The organism is Amycolatopsis vastitatis, assembly GCF_002234595.1.
GTDB lineage: Bacteria > Actinomycetota > Actinomycetes > Mycobacteriales > Pseudonocardiaceae > Amycolatopsis > Amycolatopsis vastitatis.
The window spans coordinates 248,814-269,411 of sequence record NZ_NMUL01000005.1; the positions used below are offsets into that span (position 1 = coordinate 248,814).

21 protein-coding genes are annotated in these 20,598 nt (G+C 69.8%); 16 read left to right on the top strand and 5 right to left on the bottom strand.

All coding sequences use genetic code 11. The features are described 5' to 3' along the window. Positions 1-29 precede the first annotated feature (29 nt). Entirely contained in the window at positions 30-1,127 is a 1,098-nt protein-coding gene (locus CF165_RS04800) for a UDP-N-acetylglucosamine 2-epimerase (RefSeq protein ID WP_093946172.1), read from the bottom strand. 84 nt (positions 1,128-1,211) lie between these two features. Between CF165_RS04800 and CF165_RS04805 the strand changes: the two genes are divergently transcribed. The 11 genes from CF165_RS04805 to CF165_RS04860 all read left to right on the top strand — a co-directional run bounded on the left by CF165_RS04805 (position 1,212) and on the right by CF165_RS04860 (position 13,455). Then, positions 1,212-2,231: a glycosyltransferase family 2 protein gene (locus CF165_RS04805; RefSeq protein WP_093946173.1), complete on the top strand. Its 1,020-nt coding sequence runs from the start codon at positions 1,212-1,214 to the stop codon at positions 2,229-2,231. After that, positions 2,228-3,532, top strand: a complete 1,305-nt coding sequence (locus CF165_RS04810; RefSeq protein WP_093946174.1) for a lipopolysaccharide biosynthesis protein — start codon at positions 2,228-2,230, stop codon at positions 3,530-3,532. Before CF165_RS04805 ends, CF165_RS04810 begins: the two co-directional genes overlap by 4 nt. An 83-nt stretch (positions 3,533-3,615) precedes the next feature. Next, on the top strand, positions 3,616-5,589 hold the full coding sequence (locus tag CF165_RS04815) for a DUF6541 family protein (RefSeq protein WP_093946175.1): 1,974 nt from the start codon (positions 3,616-3,618) through the stop codon (positions 5,587-5,589). Between the two features lie 59 nt (positions 5,590-5,648). Further along, positions 5,649-6,350, top strand: coding sequence for a glycosyltransferase family 2 protein (locus CF165_RS04820; protein ID WP_205660777.1), 702 nt, complete (start codon positions 5,649-5,651; stop codon positions 6,348-6,350). Between the two features lie 13 nt (positions 6,351-6,363). After that, a complete protein-coding gene (locus CF165_RS04825) occupies positions 6,364-6,798 on the top strand; it encodes a DUF2304 domain-containing protein (protein WP_093946177.1) in 435 nt (144 codons plus the stop codon). 4 nt (positions 6,799-6,802) lie between these two features. Beyond that, on the top strand, positions 6,803-7,339 hold the full coding sequence (locus CF165_RS04830) for a uridine kinase family protein (RefSeq protein ID WP_093946178.1): 537 nt from the start codon (positions 6,803-6,805) through the stop codon (positions 7,337-7,339). Between the two features lie 329 nt (positions 7,340-7,668). Then, on the top strand, positions 7,669-9,339 hold the full coding sequence (locus CF165_RS04840; RefSeq protein ID WP_240521453.1) for an ABC transporter substrate-binding protein: 1,671 nt from the start codon (positions 7,669-7,671) through the stop codon (positions 9,337-9,339). A gap of 83 nt (positions 9,340-9,422) precedes the next feature. Continuing rightward, entirely contained in the window at positions 9,423-10,424 is a 1,002-nt protein-coding gene (locus CF165_RS04845) for an ABC transporter permease (RefSeq protein ID WP_093946180.1), read from the top strand. Beyond that, entirely contained in the window at positions 10,421-11,344 is a 924-nt protein-coding gene (locus CF165_RS04850; protein ID WP_093946181.1) for an ABC transporter permease, read from the top strand. Before CF165_RS04845 ends, CF165_RS04850 begins: the two co-directional genes overlap by 4 nt. A 6-nt stretch (positions 11,345-11,350) precedes the next feature. Beyond that, positions 11,351-12,346, top strand: a complete 996-nt coding sequence (locus tag CF165_RS04855) for an ABC transporter ATP-binding protein (protein ID WP_093946182.1) — start codon at positions 11,351-11,353, stop codon at positions 12,344-12,346. Then, entirely contained in the window at positions 12,343-13,455 is a 1,113-nt protein-coding gene (locus tag CF165_RS04860) for an ABC transporter ATP-binding protein (RefSeq protein WP_093946183.1), read from the top strand. Before CF165_RS04855 ends, CF165_RS04860 begins: the two co-directional genes overlap by 4 nt. A 65-nt stretch (positions 13,456-13,520) precedes the next feature. Here the strand turns inward: CF165_RS04860 and CF165_RS04865 are convergent, their stop codons facing one another. Then, positions 13,521-13,952 (bottom strand): YybH family protein, encoded by a 432-nt coding sequence (locus CF165_RS04865; protein WP_093946184.1) that lies wholly within the window; start codon positions 13,950-13,952, stop codon positions 13,521-13,523. A gap of 85 nt (positions 13,953-14,037) precedes the next feature. On the opposite strand from CF165_RS04865, the gene CF165_RS04870 reads away from it, so the two are divergent. The 3 genes from CF165_RS04870 (at position 14,038) to CF165_RS04880 (ending at position 16,796) form a co-directional block, all read left to right on the top strand. Next, positions 14,038-14,409: a YciI family protein gene (locus CF165_RS04870; protein WP_093946185.1), complete on the top strand. Its 372-nt coding sequence runs from the start codon at positions 14,038-14,040 to the stop codon at positions 14,407-14,409. Then, positions 14,406-15,590, top strand: coding sequence for an RNA polymerase sigma factor (locus CF165_RS04875; RefSeq protein ID WP_093946186.1), 1,185 nt, complete (start codon positions 14,406-14,408; stop codon positions 15,588-15,590). The genes CF165_RS04870 and CF165_RS04875 overlap by 4 nt, the downstream gene beginning before the upstream one ends. Positions 15,591-16,148: 558 nt before the next feature. Then, entirely contained in the window at positions 16,149-16,796 is a 648-nt protein-coding gene (locus CF165_RS04880; RefSeq protein ID WP_093946187.1) for a DedA family protein, read from the top strand. Here CF165_RS04880 and CF165_RS04885 read toward each other — a convergent pair. Next, positions 16,793-17,683: an EamA family transporter gene (locus tag CF165_RS04885; RefSeq protein WP_093946188.1), complete on the bottom strand. Its 891-nt coding sequence runs from the start codon at positions 17,681-17,683 to the stop codon at positions 16,793-16,795. The two genes, CF165_RS04880 and CF165_RS04885, sit on opposite strands and share 4 nt — an antisense overlap. Before the next feature lie 86 nt (positions 17,684-17,769). Here CF165_RS04885 and CF165_RS04890 point away from each other — a divergent pair, with 86 nt between their 5' ends. Beyond that, positions 17,770-18,675, top strand: a complete 906-nt coding sequence (locus CF165_RS04890; protein ID WP_093946189.1) for a LysR family transcriptional regulator — start codon at positions 17,770-17,772, stop codon at positions 18,673-18,675. Here the strand turns inward: CF165_RS04890 and CF165_RS04895 are convergent. Further along, positions 18,665-19,270, bottom strand: coding sequence for a TetR/AcrR family transcriptional regulator (locus tag CF165_RS04895; RefSeq protein WP_093946190.1), 606 nt, complete (start codon positions 19,268-19,270; stop codon positions 18,665-18,667). The genes CF165_RS04890 and CF165_RS04895 overlap by 11 nt on opposite strands. A 60-nt stretch (positions 19,271-19,330) precedes the next feature. Here CF165_RS04895 and CF165_RS04900 point away from each other — a divergent pair, with 60 nt between their 5' ends. Beyond that, complete coding sequence (locus CF165_RS04900; RefSeq protein WP_093946191.1) at positions 19,331-19,972, top strand: peroxiredoxin-like family protein; 642 nt, start codon at positions 19,331-19,333, stop codon at positions 19,970-19,972. Here the strand turns inward: CF165_RS04900 and CF165_RS04905 are convergent. Continuing rightward, positions 19,959-20,510, bottom strand: coding sequence for a DedA family protein (locus CF165_RS04905; RefSeq protein WP_093946192.1), 552 nt, complete (start codon positions 20,508-20,510; stop codon positions 19,959-19,961). The two genes, CF165_RS04900 and CF165_RS04905, sit on opposite strands and share 14 nt — an antisense overlap. Between the last annotated feature and the right edge of the window lie 88 nt (positions 20,511-20,598).

Sequence of the window (20,598 nt, forward strand, 5' to 3'; positions counted from 1 at the left end):
GGAAACCGAAGGTCACCCGGACGAAGGACTCAGCAGTAGCCGAGCTGCGCCAGCGTGTCCACGACGATCTCGGACGGGTGGTACTTGTCCATCCAGGACTCGCCGCGGCGGTTCTGGTAGGTGTCGAGGAAGTTCTGCAGCTTGTCGCCGCGCATTTCCGTCAGGACGACCGTTTCGCCGAGGTGCTGCGGCGTCTCCGTGCGCTCGCGGTGCACCGCGCAGGGCAGGCCGAGGTAGTAGCACTCCGCCGAGAGACCACCCGAGTCGGTGACGACGTACTCGGCGCGCGCCACCAGCGGCAGGAACTTCAGGTACCGCATCTTCGGCTGGACGATGAACTGGTCGTCGAAGATGTTCCCGATGCCCAGTGCGCGGATCTTCTCGCGCTCCGGCGCCCCGGCCATGTACAGGATCGGCATCTTGCGGCTCTGTTCGCGCAGGATCTCCAGCACCTCGCGGTACTTGTCCGGGCGCGAGACCAGTTCGAAGCGGTGCAGCGTGGCCAGGCCGAACTTCTCCGGCAGGTTCGGCACGTCCAGCGGCTGGTTGATGGCGAGGCGCATCGCGTCGATCGCCGTGTTCGCCTCGGTGTCGACGACCACGCCGCGGGCGTGCCGCAGGTTGTTGACCTCGCGGATGCTCGGCGCGAAGTGGATGTCGACGATCTTCGCCGCGATCTTGCGGTTCAGCTCCTCCGGCAGCGGCGACAGGATGCTGCCCGACCGCGCGCCCGCCTCGACGTGCCCGACGCGGGACTTGAGGATGCGCTTCCCGATCAGCGAGCCGTACGGCGTGGTGAACGTGTCGCCGTGCACGAGCACCAGCGGCGGGCGGCCGTCCTCGGTCAGCGCGGCGCGCAGCTCGTGACGGCGGCTCCACGCGGTGCGCAGCACCTGCGCGGCCCAGCCGGGCACCTGCGCGGGCGACTCGAGGTTGTGGGCCTTGTCCTCCGGCACCAGCCAGACGTCGGGCGCCGGCATGTTCAGGTCCGCGAGCACGTCGGCGACCTCGTCGACGTGCTGGGCGGTGAACCAGATCTTCGGCCGCATCCCGCGCTCGCGGATCCCGTGGTAAACCGGCGCGATCTTGATCAGTTCCGCGGTGGTGCCGAGAATGAAGGAAATCACCAGAGGAGCCCATTTCCGGTCGGGTGCGGTGGCGTAAGGATACTGGCCGACCCCGCGCCGGGGCCGCCGGGTAGCCTCGGCACGGTGAGTGCGAACCCGCTCCTCCCCTCGCTCAGCGTCGTGATCCCGGTCTACAACGAGCAGGACTGGATCGAACGCAGTGTCGGCGCGCTGCTCGCTTCGGCATCGGCGGCGAGCTGGCCGATCGAGGTCGTCGTGGTCGACGACGGCAGCACCGACGCCACGCCGTCACGGCTCGACGACCTGCGCGAACGCCACGGGATCACGGTGATCAGCCAGGCCAACGGGGGCCGGTTCGAGGCCAGGAGCGCGGGCATCGCCAAGTCGTCCGGCGAGTGGATCGCGCTGCTCGACAGCCGCGTCATCGTCGACGAGCACACCCTGACGTTCCTGCGCGACCAGCTCGTGGAGCACCCCGAGCGCGCGGTCTGGAACGGGCACATCAACGTCGCGTCCGAGCACAACCCGTACGCGGGGTTCATGGCGGGCCTGGTCAAGGTGCCGTGGCGCAAGTACTGCGCGAACCCGCGCCTGATGTCCTACGGCATCGAGGAGTTCGACGTCTACCCGAAGGGGACGACGTTCTTCTGCGCCCGCCGCGGCCTCCTCGAAGGCTCGGTGACGGCGTTCGCGTCGCTCTTCGACGACATCCGCTTCGCCAGCGACGACACCCGCATGCTGCGGTGGATCGCCGAGCACGAGCGGATCTGGCTGGCCCCCGAGCTGTCGGCGACCTACAACGGGCGCGACTCGTTCAAGAAGTTCACGCAGCAGGCCTACTTCCGCGGCACCACGTACGTGGACTCCTACATCGCTTCGCCCGGCCCGGCCCGCAACGCCCTGTTCGGCGCGCTCGCGGCCGGTGTCCTCGGCCTGGCCTTCGCCGCGAAGAAGCCGAAGACGACGCTGGCCGCCGGTGTCCTCGGCGCGGTCGCGGCGGGCGAAGTCGTCAAGAAGTGCGGGGCGACCGGCCCGGAGGCCCGTGCGGTCACCAAGCTGCTGCCGGTGTTCGCCGGCGGGTTCGGCGCCGGTGTCCTGCGTGGACTGGCCATGGCCGTGCGGACCAAGCTCCGCCGCCGATGAGCACCGAAGTGGACACCCCGGCCACCGCGAGCAGCGGACGCACGACCGCGGGCAGTCTCGGCGGCTCGCTGATCGTGTCGATCGGCCTCGGCTACCTGCTCACGGTCGCCTGCCAGCGCCTGCTGCCGCCCCAGGAATACGCGATCTTCGTGACGTTCTGGGGCCTGGTGATGGGCCTCGGCAGCACCCTTTCGCCGTTGGAGCAGGAACTCTCGCGGCAGTCCGCGGTGGCCGCGCTCACCGGCGGCAAGGCGGGCCGCCCGGCCCTGCGCGCGGTGGCCGTCGGCGTGGTCGTCGCGGCCGCGTTCTCGCTCGCGCTGCTGATCCCGCCGATCAACGAACGGCTCTTCCGCGGCGACTGGTCGCTGGCCGTGATCGTGCTCGCCGGCGGCGTCGCGTTCGCCTGCCAGTTCGGCACGCGCGGGCTGCTGATCGGGCAGCACAAGGTGAAGGCCTTCTCACTGCTCGTGGTCGCCGAACCGGCCATCCGGGCGCTCATCCTGGGCGTGCTGGTCGTCTCGGTCGCCTACAACGTCGTCTCGCTGGCGATCGCGGTCGCCGCCGGCTCGTTCGCCTGGCTGCTGTTCGCCCGCCCGGCCCGCCGGCTGGTCGACTTCCACGTCGAGGGCGACGGCTGGGGCGTCACGTCCCGCCGGATGGGCATGCTGCTGGCCGGCGCCGCGCTGACGGCCGCGGTCATCACCGGCTACCCGGCGCTGGTCGGCCTGCTCGCCCCGGGCGGTGACGGCGACCGCGTCGGCGCCCTGTTCGCCGCGCTGGTCATCGCGCGGCTGCCGCTGACGCTGATCGGGCCGGTGCAGTCGCTGGCCGTGCCGTTCGTCGTCCGGCTCTCGGTCACCGAGGAGGGCCGTCACCGGCTGCGCCGCGTGCTGGCCCTCGGCACCGCGGCCGCGCTGGTGCTGGCCGCGCTCGGCGCGCTGGTCGGGCTGTGGCTCGGGCCGTGGGCGGTCCGGTTCGTCAGCGGCCCGAAGTACGCCATCGACGGCTGGCCGGTCGCCGGGCTGGTCTGGTCGTCGGTGCTGCTGGTGCCGATGCAGCTGCTCACGGCGGTGCTCGTGGCTCGCACGCAGGCCAAGCTGGTGCTGGCCACCTGGGCCGTGGTCACCGGCACGGCGTCCCTGCTGCTGGTGCTCCTGCCCGGCGACACCGTGTTCCGCGCGGTCGTCGCGCTGGCCGCGGCGCCGACGCTGGGCCTGGCCGTGGTGCTCGCGTTCGTCCTGCGGCGGGCGCCGGAAACCGCTACCGGGACAACCCCGGGCGCCGGTGAAACGTCTTCGTAGCGGCCCAGTAAGGTGCGTGGCGAACCCGCCGGTGGGGACGGGAAACGGCGTAAAACGCCGGTAAGGTTTGGACAGCGAATTCGATGAACGTACTACTCGTTTTGCTCGCGTTCTGGCTGCCTGGTCTGTTGTTCGGTGCCGCGATCCGGTTGCGCGGCTGGACGCTGGCCGCCGCCGGTCCGATGCTCACCTTCGGCCTCGTCGCCCTCGGCATCCCGGTCCTCGGCAAGCTCGGCATCCGCTGGTCGATGCTCAACGTCGCGCTGTGGACGCTCGTGGTCTCGGCCGCCGGGTTCGCGCTCGCCTTCGCCGTGACGCGGTTCACGCGCCGCCGCCACCCCGACTGGACCGAGCCGGAGCGGCCCGAGCGCAGCGTCCGCGACCACGTCCTGATCGGCCTCGGCGTCGCCGCCGGCCTGGGGATCGGCGCCGTCACGTTCCTGCGCGGCGTCCGGAACCTGAACAACGTCCAACAGGGCTGGGACGCGCCGTTCCACGCCAACCTCGTCCGCTGGATCGCCGAGCACGGCGACGCCCGGCCGTCGACGGTCGGCACGATCGCGAACCTGCCGAACCAGACGAACTACTTCTACCCGGACACCTACCACGCGCTGCTCGCCCTGGTCTTCGGCAAGGGCGGCCTCACGATGATGCCGACGCTGAACCTGGCGGCGCTCACGGTGGTCCTCACGGTGCCGATCGGCGTCGCCGCGATGTGCCACGCCTGGCGGATGCCGCCGATCGCCGTGGCCTCGGCCGCGGCGGTGTCGGCCTGCTTCACGGTGTTCCCGTACGACTCGCTGTGGCGTGGTCCGCTGTGGCCGTTCGTGGCCGGCGTCGCGTTGGTCCCGGCGATGCTCGCGGTCGCCCGGCACCTCCTAGAACCCCGCGCGATCGCCGGGCCGGTCGGCATCGGCGTCGGCGTGGCCGGGCTGGCCGGCCTGCACACGAGCGTCGTGTTCGTCGTCATCGTGTACTTCCTGATGATCCTCGCCGCGGTGCTGCTGCGCTTCGAGCCGATCACCTGGCGCCGTTCGCTGCCGTCGCTGGTCGCGACCTTCGTGCTGGCCGCCGCGTTCGGCATCCCGGTCGTCCTGCCCTCGCTCTACAACGCCGGCGGCGTGACCAGCACGTACTGGGCCTCCGAAGCCACCGTGTCCGGCGCGGTCGGCGAGACGATCACGTTCTCCCCGATGGCGGCGTTCCCGCAGTGGTGGATCGGCATCCCGGCCATCATCGGCGTCTTCATGCTGGTCAAGCACCGCCGGATGATGTGGATGGTCGGCGCGTACATCGTGCTGGGCGCGTTGTTCGCCGCGACCGTGTCGCTCGAGACCGACATCGTGCACCTGCTGAGCAGCCCGTTCTACAACGACAACTGGCGCGTCGCGGCCCTCGTGCCGCTGGCGGGCTGCGTCGCCTTCGGCGAATTCGTGCACACCGCTTCCGGCTGGTTCGCCGAGAAGGTGCGGCCGCGGCTGCCGAACGTCCGGCCCGCCACCTTGACCCTGGTCGGCGTGGTGCTGGTGGCGCTGGTCGTCGGCGGGCTCAGCCGCGGCGGCTACGTCGGCCGCAACGCCGCCCGCGTGCACTACGCCTACAACGACAGCCCGACCGTCAGCAAGGACGAAGAGGCCGCGTTCGGCTGGCTCGCCGCGCACACCAAGCCCGGCGAGCGCGTGCTGAACGACCGGATCGACGGTTCGGTGTGGATGTACGCGCTGGCGGGCGTGATGCCGACGCAGTGGAGCTTCTACGGCTCGGACAAGACCACGAACACCGACGAGCAGTACCTGAGCGTCTTCGCCAACGACCTGGACAAGTACCCCCGGGTCCGCAAGGCACTCACCGACCTGAAGGTCCGGTACGCGTTCGTCGGCAAGGGCAAGGTCATCGCGGACCGGCCGAACGACGTCGGTCTCCAGCACCTCGACGTCAGCCCGGGCTTCAAGCTGGTCTTCCGCAACTCCGGGGCCTCGATCTACGAGATCGAGGGGCAGCAGGGTGTCGTCACCTCCGGGGCGGCTCCTGGGTCCACCCCCGGTAACGGGCAGTGAAAGGCTAAAGTGATCGCGTGTCTGTGACCTCCGTGACCAGCCGCCGGGTGCTCATCGTGATGCCCGCCCTCAACGAGTCGGCGAGCGTCGCGTCGGTCATCGAGCAGGTGAAACGGGCCCTGCCGGACGGCGATCTGCTGGTCGTCGACGACGGCTCGGTCGACGACACCGCCAAGCTGGCCCGCGCCGCCGGGGCCGAGGTGGCCAGGCTGGCCGTGAACCTCGGGGTCGGGGGTGCGATGCGCACCGGTTTCCGGTACGCCGCCGCCCGCGGCTACGACGTCGTCGTGCAGGTGGACGCCGACGGCCAGCACGACCCGGACGAGCTGGACGCGCTGCTGCGCGGCCTGGACGACGCGGACATCGTGATCGGCTCCCGGTTCGCCGGCAAGGGCGCGTACAAGGCCAGCGGGCCGCGCAAGTACGCCATGGTCGCGCTGTCGCTCGTGTTCTCACGGCTGGCGAAGACGCGACTCACCGACGTCACCTCGGGGTTCAAGGCGATGGGTCCGCGCGCGATCCGGCTGTTCGCCGGCTACTACCCGGCGGAGTACCTCGGCGACACGGTGGAATCGCTGGTCATGGCCATCCGGGCCAAGCTGACCATCAAGGAGATCCCGGTCATCATGCGCGAGCGCGCGGGCGGCACGCCCAGCCACTCGCCCGTCAAGTCGGCCGTCTACCTGGGCCGGGCCGGGCTCGCGCTGCTGCTCGCGCTGGTCCGCCGCCGCCCTGCGGTCGACTCCTCAGACTCGGCATAAGGAGCTCGGGAAGATGGCCGGTTGGCGCATCCTCAGCATCGTCATCGCTTGCTTGGTGCTCTTCGTCGTCATCGAGATGATGCGGCGGCGCAAGCTGCGTGAGAAGTACGCGGGCGTGTGGCTGATCGTCGCCATCGGCGTCGTGGTGCTGGCCGCGATCCCGTCGGCCGCGCAGTTCCTGGCCCGGCTGACCGGGGTGGAAACCCCGTCGAACTTCGTCTTCCTCCTCGCCGGCGTCGTGCTGGCGCTGGTGTCGCTGCACCTGTCCACCGAGGTCGGGCACCTGGAGGAAGAGGTGCGGACGTCGGTCGAGGCGATCGCGTTGCTGCGCTGCGAGCTCGAGGACGCCAAGCGCGAGCTGGCGGGCCGGATCGTCGAGCTGGAGGCGAAGACGGCGGCGCCCGACGACGTCAAAGGGCTTCCGGAGGTCGAGCGCGTCAGCAAGTGACGCGCTGATCGAAGCCCTGCTCGCCGCACCGCCCCGGCTCGGTCGGGTGCGGGTGCTGGCCATCGACGGTCCCTCGGGCGCGGGCAAGTCCACGCTGGCCGCCCAGGTGGTCGCCGGGCTGCGGGCTCGTGGGTGCCGGACGGCCCTGGTGAGCACCGACGCCTTCGCCACTTGGGAAGACCCGGTCGCGTGGTGGCCGCGGCTGGTCGACGGCGTCCTGCGTCCCCTCGCCGAGGGTGTGGACGGCGTCTACCGGCGGATGGACTGGACCACCGGAGTGCCCCGGCCGGGTGAGCTCGTCCGGGTGGCCGTGCCGGAAGTCCTGGTGCTGGAGGGCGTGTCGAGCGGCCGGACTTCGGTAAGACCCCTGCTTTCCGGCCTCTGCTGGCTCTCCGGCGGCTCGGAGGCCGAGCGGCTGGCCAAGACCGTCGCGCGCGACGGCGAGCGCGCACAGGCCGAATTGGGGCGCTGGCAACGGTTCGAGCGTGGCTGGTTCGCCGTCGACGGCACTTCCGAGGCCGCCGGAATCCGACTTTCGTAGGAGGCGGGGCCCTTCACCCTCCGTGTGCGCGGAGGCCTGTATCGATACAGAAGTTTGTCCGCGAAGACACGACCGGACTAACGTGGGTACCGCCATGTGAGTTAGTGATCCGGCGCCAGCTGGGGTCATAGGGCGCAAATGGTCACATTCTGTCGTGATTTACGGACACATTGCGGTCAAATCGACGTCCACGTAGCGCGATCGTAACCTCACGTGCTTAAGTGCGGGCCGAGTTCCCGCTAGTGTCGGCGAGCACACCGATCGTCCGTCGAGTTCCTGACCGACCGGACGGTGACTTTGAACCCGAAACATCTCCCAAGGGGTGCCAGATGCAGCAATTGCGGCTGACCCGAACACGCCGCGTGGCCCTGATCGGGCTCGCCGGCGCGCTCGCGGTTTCGCTGTCCGCCTGTGCGGAATCCAAGCGTGACGAGGGCGCAGGGGGTGGTTCCGGGGGCACGATGATCTTCGGTGCGGCCGGTAACCCGAAGCTGTTCGACCCCGCGTTCAACGACGAGGGCGAGACCTTCCGGATCACGCGGCAGATCTTCGACACGCTGATCCAGAACAAGCCGGGCACCGCCGACCTCGAGCCTTCCCTCGCCGAGAAGTGGGAGCCGAGCAACGACGGCAAGACCTGGACGTTCTCGCTCAAGTCCGGCGTGAAGTTCTCCGACGGCACCCCGATGGACGCCGCTGCGGTCTGCGCCAACTTCGACCGCTGGTTCAACATGAAGGGCGCCGCCGCCCAGAGCCAGATGATCTACTACGGCGACGTCTTCGAGGGCTTCGCCAAGAACGAGGGCGACGCGACGGGCGACCCGGTCTACAAGAGCTGCGAGGCCAAGGACCCGGCGACCGCGGTCCTCAACCTGAACAAGGCCAAGGGCGCCTTCCCGGCCGCGTTCACGCTGCCCTCGTTCGCGATCCAGAGCCCGACCGCGATCAAGCAGTACAACGGCGACACGGTGACCCCGAACGGCGACTCGTTCACCTACAGCGAGTACGCGAACAAGCACCCGGTCGGCACCGGCCCGTTCAAGTTCGAGAGCTGGGACCAGGCCAAGGGTGAGATCACCCTGGTCAAGAACGACACCAGCCCGTCCCCGGCGAAGCTCGACAAGCTGATCTTCAAGGTCATCCCGGACGAGAACGCCCGCAAGCAGGCGCTGAAGGCCGGCGACATCCACGGGTTCGACTACCCGAGCCCGGCGGACTACGGCCTGCTGCGCGCCGACAACGAGCAGGTGCTCATCCGCCCCTCGTTCAACGTGCTGTACCTGGGCATCAACCAGGCCAACAACCCGAAGCTGAAGGACCTGCGGGTCCGTCAGGCGCTGGCCTACGGCATCAACCGCGAGCAGTTCGTGAAGAGCAAGCTGGCCGAGGGTTCCGAGGTCGCGACCGAGTTCGTCCCGAAGGTCATCTCGGGCTACACCGACGACGTCACGAAGTACCCGTACGACCAGCAGAAGGCGAAGGACCTGCTCAAGCAGGCCGGCGCCGAGGGTATGACCGTCAAGTTCTACTACCCGACCGAGGTCAGCCGGCCGTACATGCCGAACCCGGCGGACACCTTCACGGCGATCTCCGAGGACCTGAAGCGGATCGGCATCAACGTCGAGGCGCACGCCGAGCCGTGGAACGGTGGCTACAAGGACGACGTGCAGAAGCACGGCAAGCAGGACCTGCACCTGCTCGGCTGGACCGGTGACTACAACGACGCCGGCAACTTCGTGGGCACGTTCTTCGGTCGCGAGAAGAAGGAGTTCGGCTTCACCAACCCGCAGCTGTTCTCGGCCCTCGCCGCCGCGGACGCCTCGCCCGCCGGCGACGCGCACGCCAAGGCGTACCAGGAAGTCAACAAGCAGATCATGGACTTCCTCCCGGCGATCCCGATCGCGTACCCGACGCCGGCGATCGTGGTCGGCCCGAAGGTCAAGGGTCTGGTGGCGAGCCCGCTCACCGACGAGCGCTTCAACACCGTGACCGTCAACTGATCTGACTCTCAGCCGGCAGGGGGTGGGTGCTACCGCACCCACCCCCTGCGCCTGATTCCCGGGCTGGCGAAAAAGGACTGCACGTGCTCCGATTTATCGTGCGTCGGCTGCTACAAGCGATCCCGACGCTCTTCATCCTGTCCATTCTGGTCTTCGCATGGTTGCGTTCCCTGCCCGGCGGTCCCGCCACCGCGCTGCTGGGTGACAAGGCAACGCCCGAGAAGGTCGCCGACCTCAACCACGTACTGGGGCTTGATCAGCCGATCTTCCTGCAGTATTTCAAGTTCCTCGGCCGGGCGATCACCGGAGACTTCGGCAACTCGCTGGTCTCGACCCAGCCGGTCAGCTCCGAAATCGTCACGTTCCTGCCCGCCACCATCGAGCTCGGCCTGACCGCGATGATCATCGCGATCGTGGTCGGCATCCCCGCGGGTTATCTGTCCGCCCGCTACCGCGGCGGCGTGATCGACAACGGTGTCATCGTGCTGAGCCTGATCGGCGTCGCGGTGCCGGTCTTCTTCCTCGGCTACATGATGCAGGACGTCCTGGCGGCCCCGCTGGGCCTGCCTTCGCAGGGACGGCAGGCCGCGGGCCTCGACGCCACGGCCATCACCAACTTCGCCATCCTCGACGGCATCATGACGAGCGAGTGGGACGCCGTCTGGGACGCGATCCGCCACCTGGTCCTGCCCGCGCTCGCGCTCGCCACGATCCCGCTCGCGGTGATCACCCGCATCACCCGCGCGTCCGTGCTCGACGTCCTCAACGAGGACTTCATCCGCACGGCGAACTCGAAGGGCCTGACCCAGCCGGTGGTGCGCCGACGGCACGTGCTGCGCAACGGCCTGCTCCCGGTGGTCACCACCATCGGCCTGCAGACCGGCGCGCTGCTCGGCGGTGCGGTGCTGACCGAGCGGGTGTTCAACTTCCGCGGCCTCGGGTTCCTGCTGGCCGAAGGCATCGAACGGCGTGACTACCCCCGGCTGCAGGCACTGCTGCTGTTCGGCGCGGTGGTGTACGTCGTGGTGAACATGCTGGTCGACATCTCGTACGGGATCATCGACCCGAGGGTGCGTGTGCGATGAACACTCTGCTGAACAAGAAGAAGGAACCGATCGACAAGCTCGCCGCGGCGAGCGGGCGCAGCCTCGGCGGCGAAGCGATCCGCCGGATGCTGCGCAGCCCGGTCGCGATCACCGGCGGGGTCATCACCGGCCTGTTCCTGATCATCGCGATCTTCGCGCCCCTGCTGGAGCCGAAGGACCCGAACGTCCAGTACCTCGGCGACCAGATCCGGCCGAACTACATCCCGGGCGCGCAGGCCGGGTTCCCGCTTGGCGTCGACGACTTCGGCCGCGACTTCCTGTCGCGGCTGATCGCCGGCGCCCAGCAGACGCTGATCGTGGGTGTGCTCGCGACCCTCGTCGGCGTGCTGCTCGGTGTCATCATCGGCGGGGTCGCGGGCGCGTTCGGCGGTTGGGTCGACACCGTCCTCATGCGACTGGTCGACGTCATGCTGTCGTTCCCGTCGCTGCTGCTGGCCATCTCGATCGCGGCGCTGTTCGCGAAGCCGAGCCAGTGGACGGTGATCCTGGCCGTGTCGATGATCGGCGTGCCGATCTTCGCCCGGTTGCTGCGCGGTTCCATGCTCTCGCAACGCGACGCCGACCACGTCCTCGCGGCGACGTCGCTCGGGGTGAAACGCGGGACGATCGTGTTCCGGCACATGCTGCCGAACTCGCTCAGCCCGGTGATCGTGCAGGCGACGCTGACGCTGGCGACGTCCATCCTGGAGGCCGCGGCGCTGTCGTTCCTCGGTCTGGGCGACCCGGACCCGTCACGGGCGGAGTGGGGGCTGATGCTGGGCAAGGCCTCGCACCAGTTCCTCGACGTCCGCCCGGAGCTCGCGTACTACCCGGCGATCGCGATCATCATCGTCGCGCTCGGGTTCACGCTGCTCGGCGAGTCCCTCCGCGAAGCCCTCGACCCGAAGAACAGGCGGTGATCCCCCATGGCACTCCTTGAAGTCCGCGACCTGAAGGTCGACTTCGTCCGCCGTGGCGAGCGGCCGTTCACCGCGGTGGACGGCATCAGCTTCGACGTCGAGCCGGGCCAGACGGTCGGCCTGGTCGGCGAGTCCGGCTGCGGCAAGTCCGTGACGTCACTGGCGATCATGCGGCTGCTCGCCAAGCGCGGCAACAAGGTCAGCGGCTCGGTGCGGTTCGAAGGCACAGACCTGCTCAAGCTGTCCGACAAGGACATGCGCGACCGCCGCGGCCGCGACCTCGGCATGGTGTTCCAGGACCCGCTGTCGTCGCTCAACCCGGTCATCCCGATCGGGCTGCAGATCACCGAGGTGCTGGAGCGCCACCGCGGGATGTCGCGCAAGACGGCGTCCGTGGAAGCGGTCGACCTGCTGGGCAAGGTCGGCATCCCGGACCCGTCACGGCGGCTTTCCGAGTACCCGCACCAGCTTTCCGGCGGGATGCGGCAGCGCGCGCTGATCGCGATCGCGCTGGCGTGCCGCCCGCGGCTGCTCATCGCCGACGAGCCGACCACGGCGCTGGACGTCACCATCCAGGCGCAGATCCTGGCGCTGCTGCGGGAACTGGTGCAGGACACCGGCACCGCGCTGATCATGATCACGCACGACCTCGGCGTCGTCGCCGGGCTCTGCGACGAGGTCAACGTGCTCTACGGCGGCAAGATCGTCGAGCGGGCACAGCGGCACCAGCTGTTCGCCGAGCCGCGGCACCCGTACACCCACGGCCTGCTCGCCTCGATCCCGCGCCTGGACGCGGGCCGCGGCGAGAAGCTGATCCCCATCCGGGGTTCGGTGGCCGACAACATCCCGTGGGACCACGGGTGCGCGTTCGCCCCGCGCTGCCCGAACGCGCTGCCGGTCTGCCGCGAGGTCCAGCCGCGGCTGGTGCCCGACCAGGGCGGGCTGCTGCGCTGTCACAACCCCGTGCGGCCCGCGGTCGCCGCGGGAGGAGGAACCCGATGACCCGTCCCGGTGGTGACGTGCTCCTCGAGGTCACCGGCCTCAAGGTGCACTTCCCGATCAAGAGCGGTGTCGTGTTCGACCGGACGGTCGGCCACGTCTTCGCGGTCGACGGTGTCGACCTGGCCATCCGCCGCGGCGAGACCTACGGCCTGGTGGGCGAGTCCGGCTGCGGCAAGTCCACGCTGGGCCGCGCGATCCTGCGGCTGAACGAGCCGACCGAGGGCCACGTGGTGTTCGACGGCACCGACGTCGCCGCCCTGAAGGGGGAGGAGCTGCGGAAGGCCCGGCGCCGGATGCAGATGATCTTCCAGGACCCACTGTCCAGTTTGGACCCTCGCCAGTCGGTCGAGTCCATCCTGCTCGAGGGTATGCGCGCGCACGGCCTCGACAAGGACAAGGAAGCCACCCAGCGGCGGCTGCGGCAGCTGCTGTCGGCGGTCGGCCTGCCCGAGACGTCGTTGCGGAAGTACCCGCACGAGTTCTCGGGCGGGCAGCGCCAGCGCATCGGCATCGCGCGGGCGCTGGCCGTGGAGCCGGACCTGATCGTCGCCGACGAGCCGGTGTCCGCCTTGGACGTTTCGGTGCAGGCCCAGGTGGTGAACCTGCTGGAAGACCTGCAGGCCCAGCTCGGGCTGACCTACGTCGTGATCGCGCACGACCTCGCGGTGGTGCGGCACATCTCCGACCGCATCGGCGTGATGTACCTGGGCGCGCTGGTCGAGGAGACCGACGCGGACTCGCTGTACCGGGACCCGCTGCACCCGTACACGCGAGCGCTGCTGTCGGCCATCCCGGTACCGGACCCGCAGGTCGAGGACACCCGCGAGCAGATCCTGCTCGCCGGTGACCTGCCCTCGCCGGCGAACCCGCCGTCGGGCTGCCGCTTCCACACGCGCTGCCCGTGGAAGCAGGCGAGCCTGTGCGACACCGACCGCCCGCAGCTGCGGGAGATCGGCGGCGGGCACCGGGTGGCGTGCCACTACGCGGAGGACATCCGCGACGGGCGCATCCAGCCGCACGAGGTGGAGCCGGAGCTGGTGGAGCTCACCGGGGCGCTGAACCCCGACCTGGGCCCGCCGGACATCGGCACCTCCGCCGAGATCCTCTGAGGCCGCGGTGACGTGAATGACTCATTCCTGTCGTCTGACGACAGGAATGAGTCATTCACGTCGTTTCAGGGCTTCAGGTCCAGCGCCGCGCTCATCGAGCCGTCCATGTAGAACGGCGTCGAGTCGTGCACGTGGGTGATCTGCCATTCGTCGTCCGCCTTGCGGAAGCAGACGGTGGAGCGGAACCACAGCTCGAACGGCTGCGGCAGGCCCTTCGGCGTCGTCGACAGCCGGTTGAGGGAGTGGCTGTAGGCGACGTCGCCGCCGACGGTGACCTCGAGGTCCCGGATTTCGTACTCGATCGGACCGTCGAAGCCGGCGAACCAGGCCTTGCGGGCTTCCACGTCTTCGCCGTGGTGGACGAGCGGCGGGGCCAGGGTGTACGCGACGACGTCCGCCACGAACTGCGCTGCGAGTGCCTCGGCGTCACGCTCGGTCATCGCCTTCGCGCGGGCGGCCATCAGTTCGCTGATCCGCTTGTCATCCTGCTCGGTCATGACATTCTCCTGAGGTGTCGGTGGGAGCCTTCGCAGGGGACGTAGGTGCCGCCAGGCGCATTTCGACATCCAGCGGGAGACGATCGTGAAATACGTGGTCCTGATCTACGGCAACCCCGAGTCCCGCGAGGCGTGGGCGGGGATGAGCGAAGAGCAGCGGGCGGCCGGGCTCGCCTACTACCAGCAGCTCAACGACGACCTCGACGAGTCCGGCGAGCGCATCGTTTCCGAGCGGCTCGCGTTCCCGGAGCTGACGAAGCGGGTCAGCGTCTCCGGCGGCGCCCCGCTGACGACCGACGGGCCGTTCGCCGAGGCCAAGGAGTTCCTCGCCGGCTTCTACCTGCTGGACTGCGCGGATTTCGACCGGGCGGTGGAGATCGCGGCGCGGATCCCGGAGGCGTCGTTCGGGGTGGTGGAGGTGCGCCCGGTGATGGGGCTGCACGGGACGGACCTGTGATCCCGGACCTCCTGCGGTCGCTCGCACCCCAGGTCCTCGCGGCGCTGGCCAGGCGGTACGGCGACTTCGACGCGTGCGAGGACGCCGTCCAGGAGGCACTGCTGGCGGCGTCGCAGCAATGGCCGGCTTCGGGGATCCCGGACCACCCGAAAGGATGGCTGATCACGACGGCGTCCCGGCGTCGCATCGAGCAGCTGCGCAGCGACGTGGCACGGCAGCGGCGGGAAGAGGCGGTGGCTTCGCAACCGGACCCGGCACCGGTCTCCGGGGTCGACGACACGCTGACGTTGCTGCTGCTGTGCTGCCACCCGTCGCTGACGCGGCCGTCGCAGGTGGCGCTGACGCTGCGCGCGGTCGGCGGTTTGACGACGGGGGAGATCGCCCGGGCGTTCCTGGTCCCGGAGTCCACGATCGGCCAGCGCATCAGCCGCGCGAAGCGATCGCTACGCGGCGAGCGGTTCGTGCCGCCGTCGCCGGACCGCCTGTCCTCGGTGCTGCAGGTGCTGTACCTGATCTTCACGGAGGGCCACACGGCGAGCTCGGGCGACGTGCTGAACCGCGTCGATCTGACGACGGAGGCGATCCGCCTCGCCCGTCAGCTGCACGCTTCGCTTCCGGAGGACGGCGAGGTCACGGGCCTGCTGGCGCTGATGCTCCTGACGGAAGCCCGCCGCCCGGCCCGGGTCTCCGAGACCGGGGCGCTGGTACCGCTGGCGCGGCAGGACCGGTCCCGCTGGACCGCCTCGTTCATCTTGGAAGGCGTTTCGCTGATCACGAAGGCGTTGTCCTCGGCCCCGGTGGGCCCGTACCAGCTGCAGGCGGCGATCGCGGCGGTCCACGACGAGGCACCCACGGCGGAGGAAACGGACTGGGCGGAGATCCTGACGCTGTACGACCTGCTGCGGGTGGTGGCGCCGGGCCCGATGGTGACGTTGAACCGGGTGGTGGCGTTCGCCCAGGTCAACGGTCCTTCGGCGGGACTGGCGGAGCTGGCGGCGGCGGCTGCGGACCCGGCGTTGGCGGCCCACCACCGGGTGGACGCGGTCCGCGCGCACCTGCTGGAGTCGTCGGGCGACGTGGAGGGGGCGCGGGAGGCATACGCGGCCGCGGCCCGGCGGACGTTGAGCCTGCCGGAGCAGGCGTACCTGCAGTCCCGGGCGGCCGCCTTGGCCGACCGCTGACCTGCGCTGGCCTGCGCCGCTGACCCCGCTTCTCCCCGGATCACTCTTTTCAGGTGCCTCGTCGGCGTAACGGCACGCTGAAGACACAACCGGCACCCCCATCCAGACCCCTCCCCGCAACCCCGATACGAAGCCAGAACACGGACGGCAGTACCGGGTCAAGGCACGCTTTCCCGCCTTGACGCGGTACTACCGGCCGTAGTCACAATCCGGCTTCGGGGTGGTGGGCCAACGAGTGCTTCGCGGAGCTACCTGCACTGACACGACTTTGCCGGACCCCGCCCGGCCCCATGGCGGCCCCCACTCGCCCCGGAAACACCACCCGCCCTCCCTGGGGGGCGTGCCCACGTCCAGTCTATCGGCGCCCCCCGACGGAACCGGCCGAACAGCCATTCATCCCCAGGAGTTGTCCACATGGGGGTGACGCCTGTGGACAACTCCCGACCCCCTCCCAAAGGAGGACCCGGACCCATACCTGAGTAGGCCGCCCGAAGCGTGCGGCCCCCGGTACGCTGCGGAAAGCAGATTCCGGACGTCAGGTACCAGGGGGTACGAGCAGTGCACATCGACCAATGGCTGGAGGCGATCCCGCCGCTCTCGGTGTACCTGATCGTCGGCGCCGTGATCATGATCGAGAGTCTCGGCATTCCGCTTCCCGGCGAGGTCGTGCTGGTCAGCGCCGCCTTGCTCACCCTGAGCCACCCCAGTCTGAGCCCGTTGTGGGTCGGCGTCGTGGCCAGTGCCGGCGCCATCATCGGCGACAGCATCGGCTACCTGATCGGGAAAACCGGGGGGCAGCGGCTGTTCGCCTGGGCCGGCCGGAAATTCCCGAAGCACTTCGGGCCGACGCACATCGCCAACGCCGAACGGATCTTCAACAAACGCGGCATGTGGGCCGTGTTCTTCGGCCGGTTCATCGCGTTCCTGCGCATCCTCGCCGGCCCGCTCGCCGGGTCGCTGCGCATGCACTACCCGAAGTTCTTGATCGCCAACGCTCTCGGCGGCATCGCCTGGGCGGGCGGCACGACCGCCCTCATCTACTACGTCGGCGAGGTCGCCGAGAAGTGGCTCGGTGCCTTCTCCAAGTATGGCCTGGTGGCAGCCGTCGTGATCGGTGCCGTCGTCTTCGTCGTCATGAAGAAGCGCCTCGGCCGCGAGCACAAGAGCGACGCGGAAGCCCCGAAGCAGGAAGAGACCGCCGCCTAGACCGCGACGAGTTCGCGCTTGGACGCGGGCCGCAGCGATCCCAGGAGCACGCCGCCGATCACGACGAGTGCGGCGCCGATCTCCAGGCCGCTCGGCCGCTCGCCCAGCAGTGCGAACGACGCCGTCAGCCCGACCACCGGCACCAGCAGCGAGAACGGCGACACGACACCGGCCGGGTTGCGGCGCATCAGCGTCGTCCACAGGCCCGAGCCGACGACCGTGCCGATCAGCACCACATACGCCAGCCCGCCGAGCGCGGTCAGCCCCGTCGGCGTCGAGAGCGTCGTCAGCGAACGCCACTGCGCGGCCGGACCCTCCATGACCAGCGAGAGCGCGAACATCGGCAGTGGCGGCACCACCGACATCCACAGCGTGAAGTGCAGCGGGTTGTCCGGGACCGCCTTCCGCGTGCTGAGGTTGCCGAACGCCCAGCTCAGCGCGGCCAGCAACGTCAGGACCATCGGCAGCAGAGCCGCGTGCGCGGACCGCTGCCACGCGATCGCGGCCATCCCGGCCACCGCCAGCGCGATCCCGGCGAGCTGGTACGGCGTGACGCGTTCGCGGAGGAAGACGGCGCCGAGGAGCACCGTGAACGGCGCCGACGCCTGCAGCACCAGCGACGCGAGGCCGGTCGGCATCCCGGTGTCCATCGCGATGAACAGGAACGCGAACTGGCCGGTGCCGAAACCGAGGCCGTAGCCGAGCAGGTGCCGCACCTTCACCTTCGGCCACGGCACGAACAGGATCGTCGGCACCGCGATGACGGCGAACCGCAGCGCACCCGCGAACACCGGCGGGAACTGGCCGAGCGTGGCGTGGATGGCGAGGAAGTTGAGGCCCCAGAGGACGGCGACGAGCACCGCGAGCAGGCGATCACGAGGAGGCATGTCTTCACTCTGACAACGCCGACGTTGAAGGACCAGCGAATATATTTTCAGTGACCTTGTAGCAGCGCTTAACGTACGATGGTGCCGTGGATCTGGGTCGCCTGCGCACGCTGCGGGAGTTCGCCGATCGCGGGAGCGTGACGGCGGCCGCGCGGGCGCTGCACTGCACGCCGTCGGCCGTTTCGCAGCAGCTGCGCGCGCTGCAGGGCGAGGTCGGCCTGCCGCTCACCGAACCGGCCGGCCGCGGCCTGCGGCTGACCGACGCCGGCCGCGCGCTGGTCGCCCGCGCCGACGAGGTGCTCGCCGCGCTCGAACGCGCCGAGTCCGAACTGGACACCTACCGCAGCGCGCCGCGCGGGCGGGTGCGGATCGCGATCTTCCAGTCGGCCGGGCTGATGCTGCTGCCGGGGCTGCTGACCCGCGTCGCCGGGTACGACGGCCTGGAGGTCGACGTCCGCGATGTCGACATGACGCCGGCGGAGGTGCCCGGCCTGGTCGCGGACTACGACGTCGTCGTGGCGCACCGCGACGAGCACGCGCCGGAGTTCGATTCCGGGCGCCTCGACGTCGTGCCGCTGCTGCGGGAGCCGCTCGACGTCGCGCTGCCGGCCGGTCACCGCCTCGCCGGTCACCGCCGCGTCGAACTGGCCGAGCTCGCGGACGAACGCTGGATCAGCGTCGACTTCGGCTTCCCGGTGGACGACGTGCTGCGCTCGCTGACGATCCGCACCGGGGTGCGGCCGGTCGTGGTGCAGCGGATCAACGACTTCCGGATCACCGAGCGGCTGGTCGCCGCCGGGCACGGGATCGCGCTGCTGCCGCGGTACACGATGAACACCCGCCGCGGCAGTGGCCTGGTCGGACGGCCGCTCGCGGGCATTCGCGCGGCCCGGCTCGTCGAGGCGGTCTGCCGCACGGGCGCGCTGCAGCGCCCGGCCGTCGCCAAGGTGATCGAAGAGCTGCGCGCGGAGGTCGCCCAGCTCACGGCCTGAAGCTGTGGAGGTGGGTCAGCGCGATCCGCAGGGCGTCCTCGAGCGCCGTGATGTCGTGCCGGACGTGGGCCAGCAGGAGTCCACCTTGGACGGACGTCATCGCCGCCTGGGCCAGCCGTGCCGGATCGGCGTCGGGTGCGAGCTCGCCCTTGTCCCGCAGGATGGTCAGCCCACGCTCCAAATAGGACTCCCACGTCCGGTACGCCCGGTCGACCAGCGGCGCGATCGTGGGGTTGTCGCCCAGTTCGCCGGCGAGGTTGCCCAGCGGGCAGGCGACCGGCCCGCCGGGACGGCGGTGGATGTCGAGGATCTGCTCGGTCCACGTGTCGAAATCGGCCCAGGAGCTCAGCTCGAAGATGGCGGGCTGGTTGGCGAGGATCCGCTCGAGGTACCGGTCGATCACGGCCGCGACCAGCTGCTCCTTGTTCTTGAAGTAGTGGTACATCTGCGATTTCCCGGCCCCGCTCGCGGCGAGGACCTTGTCGACGCTCGTGCCCGCGACGCCGTGGACGTACATCAGCTGGGCCGCCGCGTCGACGATCGCGTCACGCGTCCGCTTGCCCCGCGCGGTCGTGGCTGCCGCTTGCGCCTCCATGTACTGAATAGTACAGTCGACTGCACTGTACCGATTAGTACAACCAAGCCAGGGGGATCCATGACGCTCGACCAAGCCCTGTCCGACGTGCGCGCGAGCCTGCGTGACGTGGCGCCCGCCGAGATCGCGGACGTGCTCGTCGCCCACCAGCGGGACCTCGTCGATTCGGCGGACCCGGCGAAGTTCGCCGCGGTCGGCGCGACCGTCGGCGGTTTCACGCTGCCGGACGCCGACGGCACCGCCGTCAGCCTCGACGACCTGACCGCCGACGGCCCGGCCGTCCTGGTCTTCTACCGCGGGCAGTGGTGCCCGTACTGCAACCTGACCCTGCGCGCCTACCAGGCCGAACTGGTCCCGGAGCTGGGGAAACACGGCGCACGGCTGGCCGCGGTCAGTCCACAGCTCCCGGACGGCTCGGTGGCCGTGAAGGAGTCCAACGAACTCGGCTTCCCGGTGCTTTCGGACGTCGGGAACACCGTCGCGCGTTCGCTGGGCCTGACGTTCACGGTGGCCGAGGACGTGCGTCCGACGATGGCCAAGATCGGCGCCGACCTGACGAAGCACAACGGGGAGTGGGAGCTCGCGCACCCCGCCGTCCTCGTGGTCGACCGGGACCACGTGATCCGGTTCGCCGACGTCCACCCGGACTACACGACCCGCACGGAACCGGCGCAGATCCTCGAAGCGCTTAAGTCGCTCTAACGCTGCGCCTCATGCCGTAGGTGATCACCGAGCCCAGGATCAGGGCCACGCCGAGGGAGAGCAGCAGGCTGATCCCGGGTTCGGTGACCATCCGGCCGCCCGCGTAGCCGAGGAAGGCCACGTAGGACGTCCAGAGTGTGACGCCGACGGCCGAGGCGGGGAAGAACTCCGCCATCGGCCACCGGAGTGATCCCGCGAGGAGGGCACCGATCGTCCCGCCCGACGGCAGCCAGCGGGCGACCACCAGCACCGGCCGGGGATGGCGCTGCAGCCGTCCGTCGAGCCAGCCGAGGCCGTCGGCGAACTTCTTGCGCCGGCTCAGCCGGTCCAGCGCCGCCCGGCCGCCGAACCGGCCGAGGGCGTAGAGCGCCTGGTCGGACGCCAGGCACCCGGCACTCGCCACGGCGATCACCAGTGCCAGCGACGTCCCGCCCTGCGCCGCCGCGATGCCCATGCCGAGGAGCGTCACCTCGGTGGGCAGCAGCGGCACCAGCGAGACGACGAACAGCAGCACCAGCCCCGCCGTCGATCCGTCCACACTTCCATTAACCGCCCGCCCGGGCCGCTCGAGTCCCGATCACCGGGTACTCACAGCAACCCGACAGCTCGTCCACAGACTCGGGAAC

Excerpts from the sequence above, each read along its gene's own strand:
- CF165_RS04810 (WP_093946174.1), top strand. The coding sequence starts at position 2,228 with ATGAGCACCGAAGTGGACACCCCGGCCACCGCGAGCAGCGGACGCACG.
- CF165_RS04900 (WP_093946191.1), top strand. The coding sequence starts at position 19,331 with ATGACGCTCGACCAAGCCCTGTCCGACGTGCGCGCGAGCCTGCGTGAC.
- CF165_RS04815 (WP_093946175.1), top strand. The coding sequence starts at position 3,616 with ATGAACGTACTACTCGTTTTGCTCGCGTTCTGGCTGCCTGGTCTGTTG.
- CF165_RS04825 (WP_093946177.1), top strand. The coding sequence starts at position 6,364 with ATGGCCGGTTGGCGCATCCTCAGCATCGTCATCGCTTGCTTGGTGCTC.
- CF165_RS04850 (WP_093946181.1), top strand. The coding sequence starts at position 10,421 with ATGAACACTCTGCTGAACAAGAAGAAGGAACCGATCGACAAGCTCGCC.
- CF165_RS04820 (WP_205660777.1), top strand. The coding sequence starts at position 5,649 with ATGCCCGCCCTCAACGAGTCGGCGAGCGTCGCGTCGGTCATCGAGCAG.
- CF165_RS04840 (WP_240521453.1), top strand. The coding sequence starts at position 7,669 with ATGCAGCAATTGCGGCTGACCCGAACACGCCGCGTGGCCCTGATCGGG.
- CF165_RS04865 (WP_093946184.1), bottom strand. The coding sequence starts at position 13,952 with ATGACCGAGCAGGATGACAAGCGGATCAGCGAACTGATGGCCGCCCGC.
- CF165_RS04895 (WP_093946190.1), bottom strand. The coding sequence starts at position 19,270 with ATGGAGGCGCAAGCGGCAGCCACGACCGCGCGGGGCAAGCGGACGCGT.
- CF165_RS04860 (WP_093946183.1), top strand. The coding sequence starts at position 12,343 with ATGACCCGTCCCGGTGGTGACGTGCTCCTCGAGGTCACCGGCCTCAAG.
- CF165_RS04855 (WP_093946182.1), top strand. The coding sequence starts at position 11,351 with ATGGCACTCCTTGAAGTCCGCGACCTGAAGGTCGACTTCGTCCGCCGT.
- CF165_RS04885 (WP_093946188.1), bottom strand. The coding sequence starts at position 17,683 with ATGCCTCCTCGTGATCGCCTGCTCGCGGTGCTCGTCGCCGTCCTCTGG.